Here is a 20088-nt window from a genome sequence, read left to right as displayed (position 1 = left end):
AACCTTCACCTGGCCGGCACCCCCTTCACGGTCGTCTTGGCCTCGACGTCGCGGGTGACGCAGGCGCCGGCGCCGACCGTCGCGTCGGCGCCGATGCGCAGCCCCTGCAGCACGCAGGCGGTGGTGCCGATGAGCACGCCGGAGCCGATGTGGCAGTCGCCGGAGATCGCGGCGAGCGGGTTGACCTGCACGAAGTCGGCGATCACGGTGTCGTGGCCGACGGTGCTGTTCTGGTTGAGGTGCACATGCCGGCCGATGGTGACGTTGGTGGTGACCCGCGCGCCGGGGAACGCCACGAACCCCTCGCCGAGCACCGCGTCCGGGCCGATCGTCGCCGCCGGGTGGACCAGCGTCGCCGCCGGCAGCCCGTGCAGGCGCAGCTCGTCGTCGATGCGCGCGCGGATGCGGGGGTCGCCGATGCCGATGACGTAGCCGATCGACGGCCGCTCGTCGCTCAGCCGCGCGCTCGGGCCGAGGAACGGCACGCCGAGCGCGGCGATCCGGTCGAGGTTGCGCTGGCTCGGCCCGTCGTCGACGAAGCCGCGCACCGGCTGCCCGGCCGCCCGCGCGATCATGAGCAGCTCACGCCCATGGCCACCGCATCCCACGATGACCAGCCCGTTCTTCATCGGCAAAACCGCCTTTCGGTGAGCGAAGCGAGCATGGGGGGTCCGGGGTGGGAACCCCCGGCGCGCCCGAGCGAAGCGAGCGCCAACGACGCTTTCAGCCTTTCGGTGATTGAAGCGAGCGTGGGGAATCCAAGGTGGGAACCCTCCGGCGCGCCCGAGCGGAGCGAGCGCCGACGACGCTTTCATCACCCTGAAACTCGTGAGCGGTAGCCGAACCGGCCGCGGTGATGCCGTCGCGGCGCAGCACCGTGCGCACCGTCTCGGCGAGGATGCGCAGGTCCAGCCCCAGGGACCGGTTGCGCACGTACTCGAGGTCGTAGGCGAACTTCTGCTCCCACGACAGCGCGTTGCGCCCGCGCACCTGCGCCAGGCCGGTGATCCCGGGCCGCACGTCGTGCCGGCGCCGCTGCTCGTCGGTGTAGCGCGCCAGGTAGGAGACCGGCAGCGGCCGCGGACCGACCAGGCTCATGTCGCCGCGCAGCACGTTCCACAGCGCCGGCAGCTCGTCGAGGCTACTGGCACGCAAGAACTTCCCGGACCTCGTGAGCCGCTCGGCGTCGCTGCCCGGCCCCTCGCGCATGGAGCGGAACTTGACCAGCGTGAACGGCACCCCGTCGCGCCCGGCCCGCTCCTGACGGAACAGCACCGGCCCGCCCAGCGCCACCCGCACGAAGACGGCGGTGGCGGCGATGACCGGGGCGAGCACCAGCGCGGCGGCCGAGGCGGCGATCAGGTCGAGCGAGCGTCTCATCGGGTGGCCAGGAACGCTTCGATCGCCTCGAAGACCCGGCGCCGGTCGTCGTCGCGCAGGCCGGAGCCGCTGGGCAGGTTCAGGCCGGTCTCGAAGAGGCGGTCGGCGACGCCGGTCAGCCAGGCGCGGCGCTCGGCGTACACCGGCTGGCGGTGCATCGGCTTCCAGACCGGCCGGGTCTCGATGTCCCGCGCGGCCAGCCACGCGCCGAGGTCGGCCGCCGCCCAGCCGGCCTGGCCGGGCTCGACGACGAGCGTGGTGAGCCAGCAGTTGGCGCCGGGGTCGCCGTCGCCGAGCAGGCGGGTGCCGGGGACTGCGGCGAAGAGCTTGAGGTAGGCCTCGCGCAGCCGGCGGCGCCGGTCGATCATCTCGTCCAGCCGGGTCAGCTGGCCCCGGCCGAGCGCGGCGAGCAGGTTGCTGAGCCGGTAGTTGTACCCGACGTCGCGGTGCTCGTAGTGCTCGACCGGCTCGCGGGCCTGGGTGGCCAGGTGCCGGCAGCGCTCGGCGAGGGCGCCGTCGTCGGTGACGAGCATGCCGCCGCCGGACGTGGTGAGGATCTTGTTGCCGTTGAACGACAGCGCCGCGGCCCGGCCGAACGAGCCCGCCGGCCGGCCGTCGCGGTGCGCGCCGAGCGCCTCGGCGGCGTCCTCGACCAGCGGCACGCCGGGGGCCGCGTCGGCGTAGGCGGCGTGGTCGGCGACGGAGCCGAACAGGTCGACCGGCACGACCGCGCCGACCGTGCGGCCCTCCCGGTGCAGGTCGCCGACCGCGCGGGCGACGAGGTCCGGGTCGGCGTTGCCGTCGCCGGGCAGGCTGTCGACGAAGACGGGCTCGGCGCCGGTGTAGACGACGGCGTTCGCGGTGGCCGCGAACGTCAGCGTCGGCACCACGACCGCCTGGCCGGGCCCGACGCCCAGCGCCAGCAGCGCCAGGTGCAGCGCCGCGGTGCCGGAGCTGACCCCGACGGCGTGGGCGGTGGCGCACCGCCGGGCGATCTCCCGCTCGAACTCGGTCAGATCCGGGCCGACGGGCGCGACCCAGCCGGACCTCAGCGCGTTGACCAGGTATCGCTCCTCGACGCCGGAGACGTCCGGCGCCGAGAGGTACACCCGTGCGTTCACCATGCACCCCCGCTGGAGCCGTCGCTGATGCTGTTCGTCTGCCGGGCCAACCTCTGCCGTTCGGCGATGGCCGAGCGGCTGGCCCGGGCGCTCGGGCTGGCCGCGGACAGCGCCGGCACGCACGCGCTGCCGGGCCACCCGATGGCCGAGCACGCGCGGACCGTGCTGCGCGAGCGCGGCGCCGACCCGGAGGGCTTCGCCAGCCGCCGGGTCACGCCGCCCCTGCTGGCCGGCGCGGGCCTGGTGCTCACCGCGACCCGGGCCGAGCGGGCGCACTGCGTGTCGCTGGCCCCGGCGACGGCGGCGCGGACGTTCACGCTGCGCCAGTACGGCCGGTACGTCGCCGCGCTACCCGGCGGCGAGCCGGTGACGCCGGCGGCGATCGCCGCGGTCCGCGGGCGGCTGCAGCCGGGCTCGCCGGCCGAGGACGACCTCGCCGACCCGTACGGCGGGCCGATCGAGGGCTTCCGCGACTGCGCCGACACGATCGAGGCCATCCTCAGGCTCCTCGCGTCCCGACCTTGACCCCGCTGACCGGCTCGGCCGGCGCCGGCTCGGGCGCGGCGGCGGCGCTGAGCCGGTGGCGCGGGCGCTCGGCATCGTGCGGGCCGTAGTACGCGTAGGTGTATCCGTCGCCGTTGCCGCCCTTGGCGCCGTTGAGCACGCACCCGAACAGCCGCGCGGAGACCGCGTCGATCGCCTGGACCGCCGCCTGGACCTGGGCCACCGTGGTGCGCCCGGCCCGGGTCACCAGCACGGCGCCGTCGGCCCGGCTGGCCACCACGGCGGCGTCGGTGACGACCAGCAGCGGGGAGCTGTCCACGACCACGTAGTCGTAGGCCTCGCCGACCTCGGCCAGCAGCCGGGTCATCTGCTTGGAGCCGAGCAGCTCGCTCGGGTTGGGCGGGATCGAGCCGCTGGGCAGCACCCACAGGTCGTGGTCGCCGAAGCGCTGCACCGCGGTCTGCAGGTCGAGCTGCCCGACGAGCACGTTGGTCAGGCCGACCGCGCCCTCCAGGTCGAGGTAGCCGGCGAGCTTGGGCCGGCGCACGTCCGCGTCGACGAGCAGTACCCGGTGCCCGGCCTCGGCGAGCACGATCGCCAGGTTGCAGGCGATCGTGGACTTGCCCTCGTCGGGCAGCGCGCTGGTCACCACGACGCAGCGGGCCCGCCGGTCGGGGTCGACGAACTGCAGGTTGGTGCGCAGGTGCCGCATCGCCTCGCCCCGCGGGGACCAGGCGGCGTCCTCGACGAGCAGCGGGGATTCGAGGGCGTGCGCGTCGTGCGGTACCGCGGCCAGAATGGCTTTCTTGCTCGCCTGACGAAGCTGGGCCGCCGACCGGATGCTGCTGTCCAGGATCTCCCGCACGACGGCGGCCGCCGCCCCGGCGACCAGCCCCAGCAGGAGCGCGATCGCGAAGTTGCGGGCCGGCTGCGGGCTGATCGGGTCGGTGCTGACCCGCGGCCCGGTGACCACGTCCACGCGCACGGTCGGGCTGCTCCCGCCGGGCGGCGTCTCGAGCTGCGCCACGAGCGCGGAGAACTTCGTCGCCACCGCCTGCGCGACCCGCAGCGCCCGCGCGCTGTCGGTGTCGGTGACGGTGACCTGCAGCAGCACCGTGTCCGGGATCGTGCGCGCGCTGATGCGCCGCTGCACCTCGCCGGCGTCCAGCCCGACGGCCGGATCGGCGGCGACCGCGTCGGCCAGCCGGTCGCTGCCGACCAGCGTGACGTAGGAGCGGGCGCGCTGCTGGGAGAACAGGCCGCCCTGGTACGCGTCGGTGACGCCGCTGCTCGGGGTGCTGACGAAGAACGTGACGCCGGCGGCGTACGTCGGCGCCGTCCGCGCGGTCATCACCACCGCGGCGACCAGCGCCAGGCACGCCGTCGTGGCCACCAGCCACCAGCGTTTGCGGACCGCGCTGACATAGTCGCGCAGCTCCATGCGCCATGACCTCCCGTAGCCGCTTGTTCGACTCAGCGTGACATCTCGGCCCGGGCTTTGGGGCGTGATACGGCATTTACACCGAAATAGCCCAGTCATTCGTGAAGAATCGTCGCGTGGACGATCACCGACCCGCGGGGCCCGGGGACTGGCCGGCCGACCTGTACGCCTGGACCGGGGGGATCGCGCTCGCCGCGGCCCTGACCCCGGTGCGACCCACCCTCCCGGCCGCCGCCGGCACGCTGCTGCTGGCGCTCGCGCTGCACTCGGCGGTGGCGTGGCCGGTGCAGCTGTACCGCCGCCGCTACGAGTTCGCCTCGGCCGCCGAGGCGCGCGCCCTGATCGCCACGGCGTCGATCGCCTGCGGCCTGCTCGTCGCGCTGGCCCCCGCCCCGCGCGCGGTGTCCGCGATCGGGGGCGCGGCGGCGCTGCTGCTGATGCTGGCCGGCCGCTGGGCCCGGGCCGCGCGCCGCCGCACCTCCCCGGCGCCGCGCGTGCCGGTCCTCATCTACGGCGCCGGCGCGGCCGGCCACCGCCTGCTCGCCGCGATGCAGCGCGACCCGCACTGCGGCTACCGCGCGGCCGGCTTCCTCGACGACGACCCGGACAAGCACCGCCTGCGCATCTCGGGCGTCGCGGTGCTGGGCGGCCGCGAGTCGCTGCGCCCGGCGCTGACCGCAACGGGCGCCGCCGGCGTCATCTTCGCGATCCGCAACACGGACGGCTCGGTCCTGCGGGCCCTGCGCGACGACCTGTCCGCCCTGGAGCACCGCGATATGTCGGGCGCTGCGCGCCACGACATATCGGATTTATCTCCTGGCCGGGGAAAAGTCCGATACGAGCGCATCACAACGGCAACTTCCGCCTATTTCGTCAAGGTGCTGCCCTCCCTCGACGACTCGCTCGACCGCCCGGTCAGCCTCGGCGAGATGCGCGACGTCGAGCTCGCCGACCTGCTGGGCCGGCGCCAGATCGACACCGACCTCGCGGCGATCGGCGACTACCTGACGGGCCGGCGGGTCCTCGTGACCGGCGCCGGCGGGTCGATCGGGTCCGAGCTGTGCCGCCAGCTGCACCGCTTCGCACCCGCCGAGCTCATGATGCTCGACCGCGACGAGTCCGCCCTGCACGCCGTCCAGCTCTCCATCCACGGCCGCGCCCTGCTCGACGACCCGTCGCTGATCCTGGCCGACCTGCGCGACGCCGCCACCATCCGGGCCGTGTTCGAGCAGCGCCGCCCGGAGGTCGTCTTCCACGCCGCCGCGCTCAAGCACCTGACGCTGCTCGAGCGCCACCCCGCCGAGGCCGTGCAGACCAACGTCCTGGGCACGCTCAACGTGCTGGAGGCGGCCGCCGCAACCGGGGTCAGGCGCCTGGTCAACATCTCCACCGACAAGGCGGCCGGCCCGGTCAGCGTGCTCGGCTACTCCAAGCGCATCACCGAACGGCTCACCGCCCACCACGGCTACCTCAACGTGCGCTTCGGCAACGTGCTCGGCAGCCGCGGCTCGGTGGTCACCGCCTTCCGCGCGCAGATCGCCGCCGGCGGCCCGGTCACCGTGACGGATCCCGAGGTCACGCGGTACTTCATGACCGTGCCCGAGGCCGTCCAGCTGGTCATCCAGGCCGCCGCGATCGGCGCCGGGGGCGAGGCGCTGGTGCTCGACATGGGTGCGCCCGTGCGCATCGCGGACCTGGCCCGCCAGCTCATCGCCGGCGCGCCGGTCGAGATCGTGTACACCGGCCTGCGCCCCGGCGAGAAGCGGCACGAGGAGCTGTTCGGCCCCGGCGAGGCCGACGAGCGCCCGCTGCATCCGCTCGTCTCGCACGTGCAGGTACCGCCGCTGGATCCCGCCCTGGCGCGGGCGCTGAACCCGGCGGCCCCGCCCCCGAGCCTCATCGGCGCGATGGCCGACCTGTGCGTGGTGCCCGCGATGACTATCGACGAGCCGACGCTATCTGCCGCTCGTACCAGCTGACCGTCTCCTCGAGCCCCTGGTCCAGGGGCACCGGGCCGTGGCCGGGGAACAGCTCCTGCAGCCGGCTGCAGTCGGCCTGCGAGTCGCGCACGTCGCCCGGGCGCGCCGCGTCGAAGACCACCTCGACCGGCCGGTCGACCAGCGCCCGGATCTTGTCGATGAGCTCCAGCAGCGACGTGCGGGTGCCGAAGGCGAGGTTCACCGGCGTCGGGCTGGTCACCCGGCGCACGGCGGCGTCGGCGAGCAGCCGGACGACCGACCCGACGAACGTGAAGTCGCGCGTCTGCCGCCCGTCGCCGTGCACGTGGACGGGCTGCCCGCGCAGGGCGGCGTCGGCGAACGTGGGGATGACGGCGGCGTAGGCGTGCCCGACCGACTGCAACGGGCCGTACACGTTGAAGAACCGCAGCGCGAGGACCGGCAGCCCGTAGGTGGCCCCGTAGGCCAGCACGGCGGACTCGGCCGCGAGCTTGCTGGCCGCATACGGGCTCTGCGGCCGGGCCGGGAGCTCCTCGTGCTTGGGCAGCACGCGCGTCGGGCCGTACACCGACGACGAGGACGCCGCGATGATCGGGGTGTTCCCGAGCCGGCACGCCTCGAGCACGTGCATCGTGCCGTTGGCGTTGACCAGGTGGCTTCGCATCGGGTCGGCCACGGAGCGCGGCACGCTCGGGCGCGCCGCGAGGTGGATGACGACGTCCGCGTCGCCGACCGCGGCGTCGAGCGCGGGCCGGTCGAGGATGCTGCCCACGACCAGCCGCGCGTCGACGCCGTCCAGATTGCGCTCGCTGCCGGTGGTGAGGTCGTCGAACGCGACCACCTCCGCGACCCGCGGATGTGCCGCCAGCTCGCGGCACAGGTTGCCGCCGATGAACCCCGCCCCGCCCGTGACCAGAACTCTCATCGTTCCAGTCAACGCGGCGAAACCGGACAAGTATCGCGTTACAACTAATTCGGACCCTTCGGATGGATCAAAGGGCCGTCAGATGGAGCCGAGACGGGGCAGGACCTTCTCGGCCAGCTCGGTGACGTACTCGACCGGGTTGCGGTCGGGCATCGTCTGCACCTCGGTGATGCCCAGCTTGGCGAGGGCCTCGACGTAGCTCAGCCAGCCGTCGACGTCGGCCAGCACGGGGCGCACGGCCACCGCGGTCTTGACGATCGAGTCGTAGTCGCGCCCCTCGGCCTCGCAGTGCTCGCGCAGCACCTCGAGCTTGCGGGCCACGTCCTCGGGCGAGGTGGCGAAGATGTTGCAGGCGTCGCCGTACCTGGCGACCAGGCGCAGCGTCTTCTTCTCCCCGCCGCCGCCGATCATGATCATCGGGTGCGGGCGGCTGATCGGCGCCGGCGAGTTGAGCGTCTCGGCGAGCTGGTAGTGCTTGCCGTGGTACTCCCCGACCGTGCCGCTCCACATCTGCAGGCAGATCTGCAGGGTCTCCTCGAGCCGCTCGAACCGCTCGGCGACCGGCACGACGGGCACGCCGAGGCCGCGCTGCTCCCGCTCGTACCACGACGCGCCGATGCCCAGCCGCGCCCGGCCGCCGGAGAGCACGTCGAGCGTCGTGACGATCTTGGCGAGCAGGCCCGGGTGGCGGTACATCACCCCGGTCACGAGCAGCCCGAGCGTCATCCGCTCGGTGAGCGCGGCGACGTACCCGAGGCCGGTGTACCCCTCCAGCATCGGCTCCTCGGCCGGCGCCGACGCCTCCATCTGGAAGTAGTGGTCCATGAACGTGAACGCGGAGACCCCGGACTGCTCGGCGATGAGGACGGTCTGCCGCAGGGTCGGCGCGATCTCGGCCGGCTCGGCGGGCTTGGCGAAGTTCCAGTAGTGCAGACCCAGCTTCATGGGCCCAATTCTTACGCGGTACCGCGGACCACTGCGGCGATCTCGCGCAACCGGCGGTGAACGCCGTCGTACGCCTCGGCGCCGCGCAGGTAACGCTTGGCGACCTTGGCCACCATCGTGTAGTTGGTGTCGCAGACGTTGCCCACGGGCGCCTCGCCGGCCTGGCTCACGAGTTGGTACGCGTCGAGCTCGTCCAGCCCGGTCAGCCCGCCGACCCACGTCACGAGGTCGTGCTGGCTGATGCGGTAGGCGTCCTCGAGCGGCCGCGCCGAGCCGGTGCTCATGAGGAACTCGTCGGACTCCAGCCGCGGCCACGGCGTCGGTACCCCCTTGAGCAGCTCGACCACCAGCGTCGTGCGCATGGCCGCCTCGACCGCGACGCCGCTGACCTCGCCGTGCCCCTGCCGGGCGTGCCCGTCGCCGAGGGCAAAGAGCGCACCGTCCACGTTGACGCCGAAGTAGACGGTCACGCCGGCCCGCAGCTCGGGCGTGTCCATGTTGCCGCCGTGCGCGTCGGGCGTGATCGTCATGCGCGCCTCGAAGGCGGCCGGGGCCACGCCGACCGTGCCGTGCATCGGGTCCATCGGCAGGTCGACGACGAAGTCGCTGTTGCGCGCCCGGTAGCGCACCGTCCCGGCGTCGCGCGACAGCTCGTACACCCAGACGCGCTCCTCCAGCGGCGGCTGCAGCGTCGCCGTGTGCGAGGTCGAGGTGAGCGCGCCGAAGTGCGGGAACGTGCTGGACACGGCCCAGTCGCGGGCCGGCTCGATGCTCACGAAGTGCAGCGCGAGCGTGTCGCCCGGCTCGGCCCCCTCGACGTGGAACGGCCCGGTGACCGGGTTGAGGAACGGAAACTCGACCACGCGCGTCGGCAGCGTGTCGACGCCGGTGACCCGCCCGCCGAAGCAGTCCTCGGTGTAGACGCGCAACGCCTCGCCCGGCCGGATGCGCCGGACCGCTGCCCGGCCACCGAAGGTGTACGCCAGCTCGTCCGCTTTCGGTTCGTAGACGTGCAGCTCAGTCATTGGCCTGTCCGCTCAACTTGGGCCGCCGCCCGGTGGCGTAGAGGATCACGAGGATGACCACGCCGATGCCGAGCCACGTGAAGCCGAGCATCTGGGCGGCGACCTTGGCGTTGATCACGACGTACAGCAGGATCAGGAACCCGGCCAGCGGGAAGATCACGTGGCGCAGCCAGTCCCGGCTCGCGCCGCGCACCACATAGTGCCAGAACACCGAGACGTGCAGCGCCAGGAACGCGGTCATCGCCCCGAAGTTGACCAGCGTCGACAGCAGGGTGATGCCGTCGTCGCGCGACCACATGTACAGCCCGAGCCCGAGCGACACCACCGCCACCACGAAGGTCGCGTTGACCGGCACCCGGTGCCTCGGCGAGATGCGGCTCAGGAACTTCGGCAGCTGCCGGTCGCGGGCCATCGCGTAGAGCAGCCGCGAGGTCGCGACCTGGGCGACGAGCGAGTTGGCGAACCCCCACGCCACGGCCGTGGCCACCGCCGTCAATTTGGCCAGCCACACCCCGCCCCCGACGTGCGCCGCGTCGTAGAAGGCGACGCCGTCGGGGTCCCCGTCCGCGATGAGCTTGTCCGGGTTCGGCACCAGCAGCGCGGCGACCCAGGTCTGCACGATGAACAGCACCCCGGCGAGCACGAGCGCCGCCACCATGGACCGCCCGATCTGCCGCGCCTCCCCCTTGTGCTCCTCGGCGAGCATCGAGATGCCGTCGAACCCGAGGAACGACAGGACGGCGATCGACACCGCCCCGAAGATGAGCGACCACGAGAACGTCGAGCCGTTGTACACCGGCTCCCAGCTGAACCCGCGCCCCTTCCCCTGCGCCAGCGCCACACCCCCGATGACGAGGAAGATCGCCAGCACGACCAGCTCCCCGATGAGCATGACCTTGTTGACGAGCGCGGTGAGCTCGATGCCGAGCAGGTTCACGACGGTGTTGAGCACCACGAAGGCGACCAGCCAGATCCACACCGGGATCGCCGTGATCACGGAGTTCATGGCGACGCTGGCGATGAGGTACAGCAGCCCCGGCACGAGCACGTAGTCGAGCAGGATGACCCAGCCGGCGAGGAAGCCGACGGGCGCCGCGATCCCCCGCCCGGCGTAGCTGTAGACGGAACCGGCCATCGGGAACGCCTTGACCATCTGGGCGTAGGACAGCGCGGTGAACACCATGGCCACCATGCCGACGCCGTAGGCGAGCGCCACCATCCCGCCGGACCCTTGGAACACACCACCGAAGATCCCGAACGGCGCGATCGGCACCATGAAGATCAGCCCGTACACCAACAGGTCGGTGAACGTGAGGGAGCGCCGCAGCTCCTGCGTGTATCCGAATCTCTCGATCTGCTCGGACCCCACCATGCCCAGCAACGGTAGCCCTATTACTTGAAAATGAAAAGAATCCGGCTCCCGCAGGCGGGCCGGGCTGTAACCGACCTAGAAGATTTCCAGGTCGGTTACATCGACCGGCGCACGCCCCGAGCAGCGTGGCGGGCCGTCGTGGCACGACCGCAGGGTCACTTGGACGAGGGGCTGACAAACAACGCTCGGCCGATGGTGGCGGGTGCTCGCCGGTGGGCAGGCGCCATATCCGGCGGCGGTGACAGCTCCGAGCCGGGCAGTGGACCCGGTCTCAGGAATTGCCCGGCATCACCGTCCCGAGCGGGGCGGCGATGTCACATAGTGCACGGGCGTGGGCGGGTCAGGAGAGGGAGCGCACGAAGCGGCCCATGCGTTCCAGGGCCTCGTCCAGCAGTGGCAGCGCGGTGGCGTAGCTGCAGCGGATGTGGCCCTCGCCCGAGGGGCCGAAGACGTTGCCGGGGACCACGGCCACGCGCTCGGCCTCCAGGAGGCGCTCGGCGAAGGTCTCCGAGTCCAGGCCCGTGGAGCGGATCGACGGGAACGCGTAGAAGGCGCCCTGCGGCTCGTCGCAGGTCAGGCCGATGTCGTTCAGGCCCTTCACGAAGAGGCGGCGGCGGCGGTCGTAGCCGGCGATCATCTCCGCCACCCGCGGCTCGCCGGCGCGCAGGCCCTCCAGAGCCGCGGCCTGGGAGACGTGCGGGGCGCAGAGCATCGTGTACTGGTGGATGCGGCCCGCCAGCTCCAGCACCGGAGCGGGCGCGCAGATGTACCCTACCCGCCAGCCCGTCATCGCGTGGGCCTTGGAGAAGCCGCCGAGCAGGACCGTGCGGTCGCGGGCGCCGTCGAGAGCCGAGACGCAGGTGTGCGGGGCGTCGTAGCTGAGGCGCTCGTAGATCTCGTCGGAGACCAGGTAGAGATCGTGACGTACCGCCAGCGCCACCAGCTCCTCGAGCACCTCGCGGGGCTGGATGGCGCCCGTCGGGTTGGACGGGGAGGAGACCAGGATCGCCTTCGTGCGCGGGGTGATGGCGCGCTCGATCTCGTCGATCAGGATGTGGAAGCGCTCGTCGGAGGGGACGTAGACCGGCTCGCCGCCGGCGAAGGTGACGCACGGGCCGTACGCCACGTAGCACGGCTCGGGGATGATCACCTCGTCGCCCGGCGCCAGCAGGGTGCGCATGACCAGGTCGAGGCCCTGTGAGACGCCCGAGGTGATCAGGCACTCGGCGACGGGGTCGAAGCTTACGGCGTACCGCCGGGAAAGGTCCTGGACGATCGCCTCGCGCAACTGCAGAAGGCCGGCGTTCGAGGTGTACGTCGTGTAGCCCTGCTCCAGCGCGTAGATGCCGGCCTCGCGCACGTGCCAGGGGGTGACGTAGTCGGGCTCGCCCACGCCCAGGGAGATCACGTTCTCCAGGGTGGCGGCGATGTCGAAGAACCGGCGGATGCCCGAGGGCGGGCACGCCGCCACGATCGGGTTGAGCGGCTTCACGGCGTGACCGGGAGGCGGCGGTCGACCTCGGCGGTCGCGTACAGCTCGTCGTCGTCCTTGTACGTCTTCATCACGAAGTGCGTCGCGGTCGCGGTGACCCGCTCGATCGTGGAGAGCTTCTGGGCGACGAAGTCGGCGATGTCGTGCATGCTGCGGCCGGTGACCACGCAGCGCAGGTCCTGGGCGCCGGAGACGAGGTACACCGAGCGCACCTCGGGAAACCGGGAGATCCGCAGGGCCACGTCGTCGAAGCCGAGGCCCCGGGCCGGCGTCACGGCGACGTCGATGAACGCGGTGATCAGCTGCTCACCGGTGATCTCGCGCAGCCGGTCGGCGTCGACCACGGCCTTGTATCGCCGGATCACGCCCTGCTGCTCCCACTCGGCGATCTGCGCCCGCACCTGCTCGACGGGGATCCCGGTGAGGGCCGAGATCCGCTCCGGCGTCGCGTGCGCGTCGCCGCGCAGGATCTCCATGATCTCCAACACCCGGCAATCTTACTGTCCGCGACCGCGGGCACTCCAACTACTATTCGACGAATGGACCCAGTCTCGGTCGCCGAGGCGGCGTCGATCATCGGCGGCACGCTGCACTTCCCCGGGGAAGAGCGCGAGGTCGGCGGCGTCGCCATTCACTCGGACCGGTTGCAGGCCGACAGTCTCTTCTTTGCCCTCCAGGGTGCTACGGACGGTCACCGGTTCGTGGCTCGGGCACTGGCCAACGGGGCCATCGCCGCGGTCGTCGCCGAGGACCGGCTCGCCGAGCTGCCCCGCGACGCCGGGCCGCTGATCGCCGTCAAGGACCCGCTCGCCGCCCTGCAGGAGATGGCGGTGTGGTGGCGGCGCCAGCTGACCGGCACGACGTTCGTCGCGGTCGTCGGCAGCAACGGCAAGACCCTGACCAAGGATGCCCTCGTCGGGCTGCTCGCCGGGCACCGGACCACGTACGGCAGCCCGGGCAGCTACAACAGCCAGCTCGGCGTCGCCCTGTCGGTGCTGCAGTGCCCGGCCGACGTGCCGGTCGCGGTGATCGAGGCGGCCGCCACCGAGCCGGGCGAGATGGCCCGGCTGGCCCGCATCGTCGCACCCGACGCCGTCGTGTTCACCAACCTCGGCACCCGCGGCGCGCAGAACTTCGGCAGCCGCGAGGAGCACGCCCGCGAGCTGCTCACCATGGCCGCGGACCTGCCCGCGGACGGCTGGCTGCTCATGGGCGAGCCGCTGCCCCTCGCCGAGCGGCTGACCCGGGCCCGCGTCGTGGTGGCCGGCGACGCCGAGCTGCCCCGGCTCACCCGGGTCCGCCACGTGGAGCGCTCGTCGGCGGTCCGGGCCGCCCTGCCCGGCGCCGAGGAGGCCGACCTGCTGGTGGCCACCCCGTCGCCGGAGGTGCTGCACGACCTGGAGCTCGCGATGGGCGCGGCGACGCTGCTCGGCATGGGCGCCGAGGCACTGCTGGCCGCGGCCGCCGAGTACACGCCGCCGTCGACGCGCATGCAGATGTGGCGCCGCCCCGACGGCGCGACCGTCGTCGGGGAGCTGGCCAACACCGACCCCCTGGCCCTGAGCAGCGCGCTGCGCACCGCCCGCTCGCTGATGGGCGCGCACGGCCGCACCCTGATGATCATCGGTGACCCGCTCGCCGGCCTCACCGCCGAGTCCGCCGCCGCGATGGCCCGCTGCCTGCAGGCCGAGAACGTGGAGCTGGTCTGCGGCCTGACCGAGGACGCCCACGGCCTCATCGAGGACGCGCTGCGCGACACCGGCCTGCCCGTGCACCGCTTCCCGGACGAGGACCGGATGCGCGCGTTCGTCGCCACCGAGCTGCGCCCCGACGACGTGGCCCTCGTCCACGTGCCGCGCGACACGATGGTCACCGACGCCTGGATGCATCTCGTGGAGACCGCGGCCGCGACCCGCCTCTACGTCGACCTGGCCGCGGTGAAGAGCAACGTCGCCGCGTTCCGCAAGCTGGTCGGCCCGCACACGAAGCTCATGGGCGTGGTGAAGGCCGAGGCGTACGGCACCAACCCGCTCACCGTCGCACACACCCTGCGGGAGGCCGGCGTCGACTGGCTCGGCGTGGCGACCTCCGACGAGGGCATCGCCCTGCGCCGCGCCGGCGTGCAGATGCCGATCCTGGTCTTCCTCGCCGTGCCCGGCGACCTGGAGCGCCTGGTCCGCCATCGGCTCACGCCGTCGCTGTACTCCGTGGAGATGTACGACGCCGCCTGCCGCGCCGCCGCCGTCAGCGGCCGCCGGCTGGACGTGCACGTCGAGGTCGACTCGGGCATGCACCGCAGCGGCCTGTACCCGGAGGCCGCGATCGAGCTGCTGGCGAAGCTGCGCGGCCACGAGCACCTGCGCCTGACCGGCCTCATGAGCCACCTGGGCTGCCCCGACGACCCGGCCGAGGACGACCTGACACGCGAGCAGCTCAAGCGGTTCGGCACGGTGTCCACGGCGGCCGCCGAGATGGGCTTCGAGGATGTCGTACGCCACACCAGCGCCACGGCCGCGACGATCCGCTTCCCCGAGGCCCGCTACGACATGGTCCGCATCGGCCTGGGCATGTACGGCCTGCACGTGTCGCCGGCGACCACCGACCTGTTCACGCTGACGCCCGGCGTCGGCCTGGTCAGCCGCATCGTCGAGATCCACCACATGGCCCCCGGCGAGCGGGTCGGCTACGGCGGCCTGTTCCGCGCCCAGTCCCCGGACACGCGGATCGCCCTGATCGCCGCGGGCTACTACGACGCCGTACCGCGCGCCTTCCGCAAGGTCGGCTACGTCCTGGTGAACGGCCGCCGCTGCGAGATCGCCGGCACCATCTCGATGGACTCGATGGCCATCGACATCACCGGCCACCCGGACGCCGAGGTCGGCGACGACGTGCTGATCTTCGGCCAGCACGCGGGCTTCTCGTCCCCGATCGAGCAGGCCGCGGCCGCGATGGACACGGTGTCGCACGAGCTGCTGACCCAGGTCGGCCCCCGCGTGCAGCGCATCTTCACCCAGCACTGACACAGCGGGGCGGGGTGCGTGCGCACCCCGCCCCGTTTGGTGCGGACGTCAGCCGAACAGGATGAGCTGCCACAGGTCGAAGGACTGGATCCCCCGGCCGTGGGTGGCGGCGTAGAGGCGCAGGCCGTACAGGCCGGTCCGCAGCTCCATCGTCGCCGTGGTCGGCAGGTTGCGGCCGAGCACCTTCCAGTTCGCCTGGCCCGGCGCCCGGTACAGCACGCCGAGGTCCGTGCCGACGACGAGCCCGCCGCCCCACAGGACCTTGAGCGCGTTGGCCGGGATGTCGGGCAGGTTGGCGGAGATGTCGGTCCAGTGCGCGCCCGCGTCGCGGGACTCGAAGACGTGGCCGACGCCGGCGCCGGGGCCCTCGGTCCACTTGCGGGAGTAGCCGTTCATCGCCACGAACACGTGGTTCGGGTTGGCCGGGTCGACGTCGAAGCCGGAGACGTACCGGTTGGGGATGACGCCGTCCACCGGCAGGTCCAGCTGGTGCCAGCCGGTCCCGTCGGCCTTGCCGACCGCGATGCCGCGGGTGAAGCCCTGGTTGTTGCAGGGACCGCACCAGCCGACGTACACCATGCCGCCGGAGATCGCGACGCCGGTGGCGACGTGGCCCGCGCCGAGGTCGTACGCGTTGATCCAGTCGGCGCCCGACTGGATGTCGAAGCCCTTGTGCTGGATCCACACGTGCCGGCCGCCGGCCACCCAGTCCTTGCCGGAGGCCGCGATCGGCGCGATGAACCGGGCGCCGGCCGAGCCGAGGGCGTTGTCGGGCGGGGCGATGTTGCGGCTGGAGACCTTGGACGGGTCGGTGATCCAGGAGCCGTCGTTGACGGCGCAGTTGTTCGTCACGGACAGGGCCAGGTACACGTACTCGGCGGCGATGTTGCAGCCGTTGTCCGGGTCGACGATGGTGTCGCCGCCGTCGCCGCCGAAGTTGGAGCCCATCACCTTGTCGCCGGGGCGCAGGATCGACTCGCCGTTGTCCTGCAGGCCGCCGCTGATCGCGAGGCCCGCGTTGCGGCCCTGCTTGTCGGCGCCGACGCCGACCGAGTAGTACTGCAGCACGTCCATGGTGCCGTCGTTCTGCGACGCCCAGTCGGTGGCGTGGCCGGAGGAGTCGGCCTTGCCGTTGACGGGCCGCCGGTAGATGCCGCCGTCGTCGCCGACGAGCAGGTACGGCTTGCCGCCGTTGCTGCCGATCGCGGCGGCGTGCTGGTCGGCGTGGACGGTCTGGTTGCAGTCGCCGGTCTGCTTGGACGGGTCGATGTTCCAGCACGGGAAGTAGAAGTTCCAGTACGGCCCCGGCGTGGTCCACGTGGCGCCGGCGTCCTTGCTCTCGAAGACCTCCTCGAGCCCGATGTACAGGTGCTTCGGGTCCTTGGGGTCGACCTGGACGAACTGGTTGTACCAGGCCTGGATGCCCGGCATGTAGCCCGGCGCGGTGTTCGCCGATCCGGACGCGGCCAGCTTGTGGTAGTCGGCGACGAGCTTCCACGGCCCGAAGGGCGAGCCGTTGTCGGAGACGAAGACGCCGTACAGGTTGCTGTCCCCGTTCGTCGCCAGCATCTCGGGCGACTGCTCGATCGCGTAGTACTTCGACCCGTCGGCCGAGCGGCCGAAGGTCACCGCGCCGACGTTGTCGGGGTCGTTGGCGATGTCGCCGGCCAGGTTGGTCTTCTGCCAGGCGCCGCCGACCTTGGTGTAGAACCCGTTGTAGTCGTCGCCGCTGCGCCAGCCGATGGCCAGCACGACCTTCGACGGGTCGCGCGGGTCGATCGCGATGTCGTTGGCGATGTTCTTGTACGCCGCGTCGTCGTCGGCGGCGTCCGCCCCGCCCGGCAGGAACGTCGGGTTGGGCGCGAACTCGAGGTGCCACGGCCCGGACAGGTTGGTGGTCGAGTGCGTCCACACGCCGCGGCTGGTGGCCGCCCACACCGTGTTGCCGCCGAAGCGCAGCGCCCGGATCGTGGTGTTCTCCAGCTCGGTCCCGCCGACCCGGTCGGAGCTGCGGAACTCGCCGTGCCGCGGGTCACCGAGCACGTACACGCCGGTGCCCACGAAGCTCGTCGCGCTGGTGTTGGCCTCGCCGGTGGCGAACCACAGCCGCCCCTGCCCGTCGAGCCGCAGGTCGCCGGTGGCCGGCGCGGGCAGCTTGTCGGAGATCGGCTGCCAGTGCCCGCCGCCGGTCGAGGAGCGCCACACGCCGCCGTTGGCCGATCCGGCGTACACGTATCCGTGATCGTCGGCGGCCATGCCGACGACCCGGCCGGTCACGTTGCCCGCGCCGCCGGACGAGTTGGAGTTGATGTCGCGGTACCGCGGGTCGTCGGAGTTGTACGGCAGCGCCGTCTCGTCGACCCACCGGCCGCCGGTGTGCGGCAGGCTCTGCAACTGGGCCCAGGCGGCGGAGTAGGCGCCCGGCGCAACGATTCCCGGCGCGCTGCGGGCCTCGTTCCACTGGTCGGCCTGCTCCATGATGTCGCTGGTGCCCTCTTCGTCGTCTTCACCCGGCGCGAGTTTGTGCACGGTCCCGTTGCCGCGGTGCGCGGTGGCTGCGCGGTCGCCGGCGTGCGCGGGCCGTCCCGGCCCGGGCGGCGCCGCACCGGCGGGCAGCCCGCCGAGGACAAGGACCGTCGCGGACAACCCCGCGACGATGAGCACGCGTCGATGCGTTGTGGGCCGCAATGCCCGCTCCCCTCCGTGAGGAGCGCCGGCCGGAGGGGGCCGGCGCCTTCACGCCTGATCGTTCATTCCGCCGACTTTCCGATCAAAGGAAGTCGATCAGGTTTGGATTGAAGGAGGGTCGAGGAAAGGGTCGAGATTGATCAATGAATGCACACCGACACGTTGTAGTGGACGGTTGCAACATCAAATCCAGAATATTGACGGTCATCCTTTTCAAGGCGTGGGCTCCGGGTCGAGACTGGCGCTTGGCTCATCGGCACCCTCCATTCCGCTGACGAACGGAGACCCATGTCCAGAAGACGCGGTATGGTCGCGGCGGCGGCGCTCGCCACCGTCCTCGGCTCGCTCACCCTGCCCGGCAGCGCATCGGCCGCCCCGGCGGCCGGCACCCGGCACGTGCAGAAGGTCGGCACCGGCTCCTACAAGGTGACCGGCACCGGCAACGGCGTCCCCGCCTCGATCTCCACCGAGATCCCGCGCGTGGCCGGCCCGGACGCCAACGAGCTCACGCGGTCGGCCTCGCGGCCGGCCGGCGCGCACCGCAGCCTCGCCCCGGCCCGCGGCGCCGCCCCGGCCGCGCCCTCCGTGGCCGGCGGCGTGATCCGCAACGGACCGCAGCTGCTGCGCAGTTTCGACGGGATCAACCACCGCGACCAGCGCATCGCCAACAATGGCAACCAGTTCAGCCTCGAGCCGCCCGACCAGGGGCTGTGCGCCGGTAACGGCCATGTCGTGGAGGCGGTCAACGATGCATTGCGGGTGTACAACAGCGATGGCACGGGCCAGACCGGCGTCGTCGACCTGAACACCTTCTTCGGCTACCCGCCGGTGATCGACCGCACGACCGGCGTGTTCGGGCCCAACATCACCGACCCCTCCTGCCTGTTCGACCCGACCACCCGCCAGTTCTTCCTGGTGGTGCTCACCCTCGAGCAGACCGCGGACGGCGACCTGACCGGCGACAACCACCTCGACATCGCGGTGGCCGCCGACCCGACCGGCCTGTGGAACATCTACCGCCTCGACGTCACCGACGACGGCAGCAACGGCACCCCGGTGCACCCGCACTGCCCGTGCATCGGCGACTACCCGCACATCGGCGTCGACGCCAACGGCTTCTATGTGACGACGAACGAGTACTCGTTCTTCGGCACGGAGTACAACAGCGCGCAGATCTACGCGTTCTCCAAGCGCGCCCTGGCCCGCGGCGACGCCGACGTGCTCGTCACGCAGCTGGACACGACCGCCGCCGACCGCGGGCTCAACGGCTTCACGGTCTGGCCGGCGCAGTCCCCGTCCGCGTCGGACTACGAGCGCGGGGCGGGCGGCACGGAGTACTTCCTGTCCTCCAACGCCGCCGAGGAGGCCACCGGCAACGACGACTACGTCTCCGACAGCGTCGTCACGTGGGCGCTGACCAACACCCGCTCCCTCGACAGCGCCTCGCCGAGCCTCGGCCTGGACAACACCCGGGTGGGGGTCCGCCGGTACTCGCTGCCGCCCGCGGCGAACCAGAAGTCCGGCCCCGCGCCGCTGCGCGAGTGCCTCAACGACGACCCGTGCGCCACGTTCCTGCTCGGCGCGCCGGACCCGTTCAAGCCCGAGGCGCTCTCGCCGCTGGACAGCAACGACACCCGCATGCAGCAGGTGACCTACACCGGCGGCCGGCTGTACGGCGCGCTGGACACCGCGGTGACCGTCGGCGGGGCCCAAAAGGCCGGCGTCGGGTGGTACATCGTGCGCCCCTCGCTGCGGGGCAGCTCCGTGCGGGCCGACCTGTCCGCGCAGGGCCAGCTCGGCCTGGCCGGCAACAACCTGACGTACCCGGCCATCGGCGTCAACGCCGACGGCAAGGGCGTCATGGCGTTCACCCTGGTCGGCGACGGCTACTTCCCGTCGGCCGCCTACGCGGCGTTCGACGGCCGCACCGGCGCCGGCGCGATCTACCTGGCCCAGGCCGGCCTCGGCCCGCAGGACGGCTTCACGGGCTACAAGGCCCTGGTCGGCGACCCGCCGCGCCCCCGCTGGGGCGACTACGGCGCGACCGCGGTCGACGGCTCGAACATCTGGATCGCCAGCGAGTACATCGGCCAGACCTGCACGCTGGCGCAGTACGAGGCGACCCCGTTCGGCAGCTGCGGCGGCACCCGCACCGCGCTGGCCAACTGGGGCACCCGCATCAGCCTCGTCAAGCCCTGAGGAAGGCGTGCCGCCCGG

General features: G+C 72.2%; 15 protein-coding genes. 4 read left to right on the top strand and 11 right to left on the bottom strand.

Annotated features, from left to right (window positions below):
- Nucleotides 1–5 precede the first annotated feature (5 nt).
- The 3 genes from ACQEVU_RS53235 to ACQEVU_RS53225 all read right to left on the bottom strand — a co-directional run bounded on the left by ACQEVU_RS53235 (nucleotide 6) and on the right by ACQEVU_RS53225 (nucleotide 2504).
- Nucleotides 6–629 carry an acetyltransferase gene (locus tag ACQEVU_RS53235; RefSeq protein WP_433338546.1) on the bottom strand — a complete coding sequence of 208 codons (624 nt, stop codon included), beginning with the start codon at nucleotides 627–629 and terminating at the stop codon, nucleotides 6–8.
- Nucleotides 630–723: 94 nt separating this feature from the next.
- Nucleotides 724–1380, bottom strand: a complete 657-nt coding sequence (locus ACQEVU_RS53230; RefSeq protein ID WP_433338544.1) for a sugar transferase — start codon at nucleotides 1378–1380, stop codon at nucleotides 724–726.
- On the bottom strand, nucleotides 1377–2504 hold the full coding sequence (locus tag ACQEVU_RS53225; RefSeq protein ID WP_433338542.1) for a DegT/DnrJ/EryC1/StrS family aminotransferase: 1128 nt from the start codon (nucleotides 2502–2504) through the stop codon (nucleotides 1377–1379). Before ACQEVU_RS53225 ends, ACQEVU_RS53230 begins: the two co-directional genes overlap by 4 nt.
- A gap of 24 nt (nucleotides 2505–2528) precedes the next feature.
- Here ACQEVU_RS53225 and ACQEVU_RS53220 point away from each other — a divergent pair, with 24 nt between their 5' ends.
- Nucleotides 2529–3026 (top strand): low molecular weight phosphatase family protein, encoded by a 498-nt coding sequence (locus tag ACQEVU_RS53220; protein ID WP_433338540.1) that lies wholly within the window; start codon nucleotides 2529–2531, stop codon nucleotides 3024–3026.
- Here ACQEVU_RS53220 and ACQEVU_RS53215 read toward each other — a convergent pair.
- Nucleotides 3001–4446, bottom strand: coding sequence for a polysaccharide biosynthesis tyrosine autokinase (locus ACQEVU_RS53215; RefSeq protein ID WP_433338538.1), 1446 nt, complete (start codon nucleotides 4444–4446; stop codon nucleotides 3001–3003). The two genes, ACQEVU_RS53220 and ACQEVU_RS53215, sit on opposite strands and share 26 nt — an antisense overlap.
- 116 nt (nucleotides 4447–4562) lie before the next feature.
- Here ACQEVU_RS53215 and ACQEVU_RS53210 point away from each other — a divergent pair, with 116 nt between their 5' ends.
- Complete coding sequence (locus ACQEVU_RS53210) at nucleotides 4563–6425, top strand: polysaccharide biosynthesis protein (protein WP_433338536.1); 1863 nt, start codon at nucleotides 4563–4565, stop codon at nucleotides 6423–6425.
- On the opposite strand, the gene ACQEVU_RS53205 is transcribed toward ACQEVU_RS53210, so the two are convergent.
- From ACQEVU_RS53205 to ACQEVU_RS53180, 6 genes are all read right to left on the bottom strand, one after another.
- On the bottom strand, nucleotides 6385–7329 hold the full coding sequence (locus ACQEVU_RS53205) for an NAD-dependent epimerase/dehydratase family protein (protein ID WP_433338534.1): 945 nt from the start codon (nucleotides 7327–7329) through the stop codon (nucleotides 6385–6387). The genes ACQEVU_RS53210 and ACQEVU_RS53205 overlap by 41 nt on opposite strands.
- 78 nt (nucleotides 7330–7407) lie before the next feature.
- Entirely contained in the window at nucleotides 7408–8274 is an 867-nt protein-coding gene (locus tag ACQEVU_RS53200) for an LLM class F420-dependent oxidoreductase (RefSeq protein ID WP_433338532.1), read from the bottom strand.
- Between the two features lie 11 nt (nucleotides 8275–8285).
- Nucleotides 8286–9299: an acetamidase/formamidase family protein gene (locus ACQEVU_RS53195; RefSeq protein ID WP_433338530.1), complete on the bottom strand. Its 1014-nt coding sequence runs from the start codon at nucleotides 9297–9299 to the stop codon at nucleotides 8286–8288.
- Complete coding sequence (locus ACQEVU_RS53190; protein ID WP_433338528.1) at nucleotides 9292–10671, bottom strand: APC family permease; 1380 nt, start codon at nucleotides 10669–10671, stop codon at nucleotides 9292–9294. The genes ACQEVU_RS53195 and ACQEVU_RS53190 overlap by 8 nt, the downstream gene beginning before the upstream one ends.
- Before the next feature lie 340 nt (nucleotides 10672–11011).
- Nucleotides 11012–12163, bottom strand: coding sequence for an aminotransferase class I/II-fold pyridoxal phosphate-dependent enzyme (locus ACQEVU_RS53185; RefSeq protein ID WP_433338526.1), 1152 nt, complete (start codon nucleotides 12161–12163; stop codon nucleotides 11012–11014).
- Complete coding sequence (locus tag ACQEVU_RS53180; RefSeq protein ID WP_433338524.1) at nucleotides 12160–12651, bottom strand: Lrp/AsnC family transcriptional regulator; 492 nt, start codon at nucleotides 12649–12651, stop codon at nucleotides 12160–12162. The genes ACQEVU_RS53185 and ACQEVU_RS53180 overlap by 4 nt, the downstream gene beginning before the upstream one ends.
- A gap of 51 nt (nucleotides 12652–12702) precedes the next feature.
- On the opposite strand from ACQEVU_RS53180, the gene alr reads away from it, so the two are divergent.
- On the top strand, nucleotides 12703–15183 hold the full coding sequence (gene alr, locus ACQEVU_RS53175) for an alanine racemase (protein ID WP_433338522.1): 2481 nt from the start codon (nucleotides 12703–12705) through the stop codon (nucleotides 15181–15183).
- A gap of 48 nt (nucleotides 15184–15231) precedes the next feature.
- Here the strand turns inward: alr and ACQEVU_RS53170 are convergent, their stop codons facing one another.
- Complete coding sequence (locus tag ACQEVU_RS53170; protein WP_433338520.1) at nucleotides 15232–17847, bottom strand: glycosyl hydrolase; 2616 nt, start codon at nucleotides 17845–17847, stop codon at nucleotides 15232–15234.
- 312 nt (nucleotides 17848–18159) lie between these two features.
- On the opposite strand from ACQEVU_RS53170, the gene ACQEVU_RS53165 reads away from it, so the two are divergent.
- Entirely contained in the window at nucleotides 18160–20070 is a 1911-nt protein-coding gene (locus tag ACQEVU_RS53165; protein WP_433338518.1) for a hypothetical protein, read from the top strand.
- Nucleotides 20071–20088 lie beyond the last annotated feature (18 nt).

Origin of the sequence: Dactylosporangium sp. CA-139066 (assembly GCF_050936175.1) — a bacterium.
In the GTDB taxonomy this organism is placed as follows: Bacteria; Actinomycetota; Actinomycetes; order Mycobacteriales; family Micromonosporaceae; genus Dactylosporangium.
This window is presented reverse-complemented; position numbering and strand designations above follow the sequence as displayed.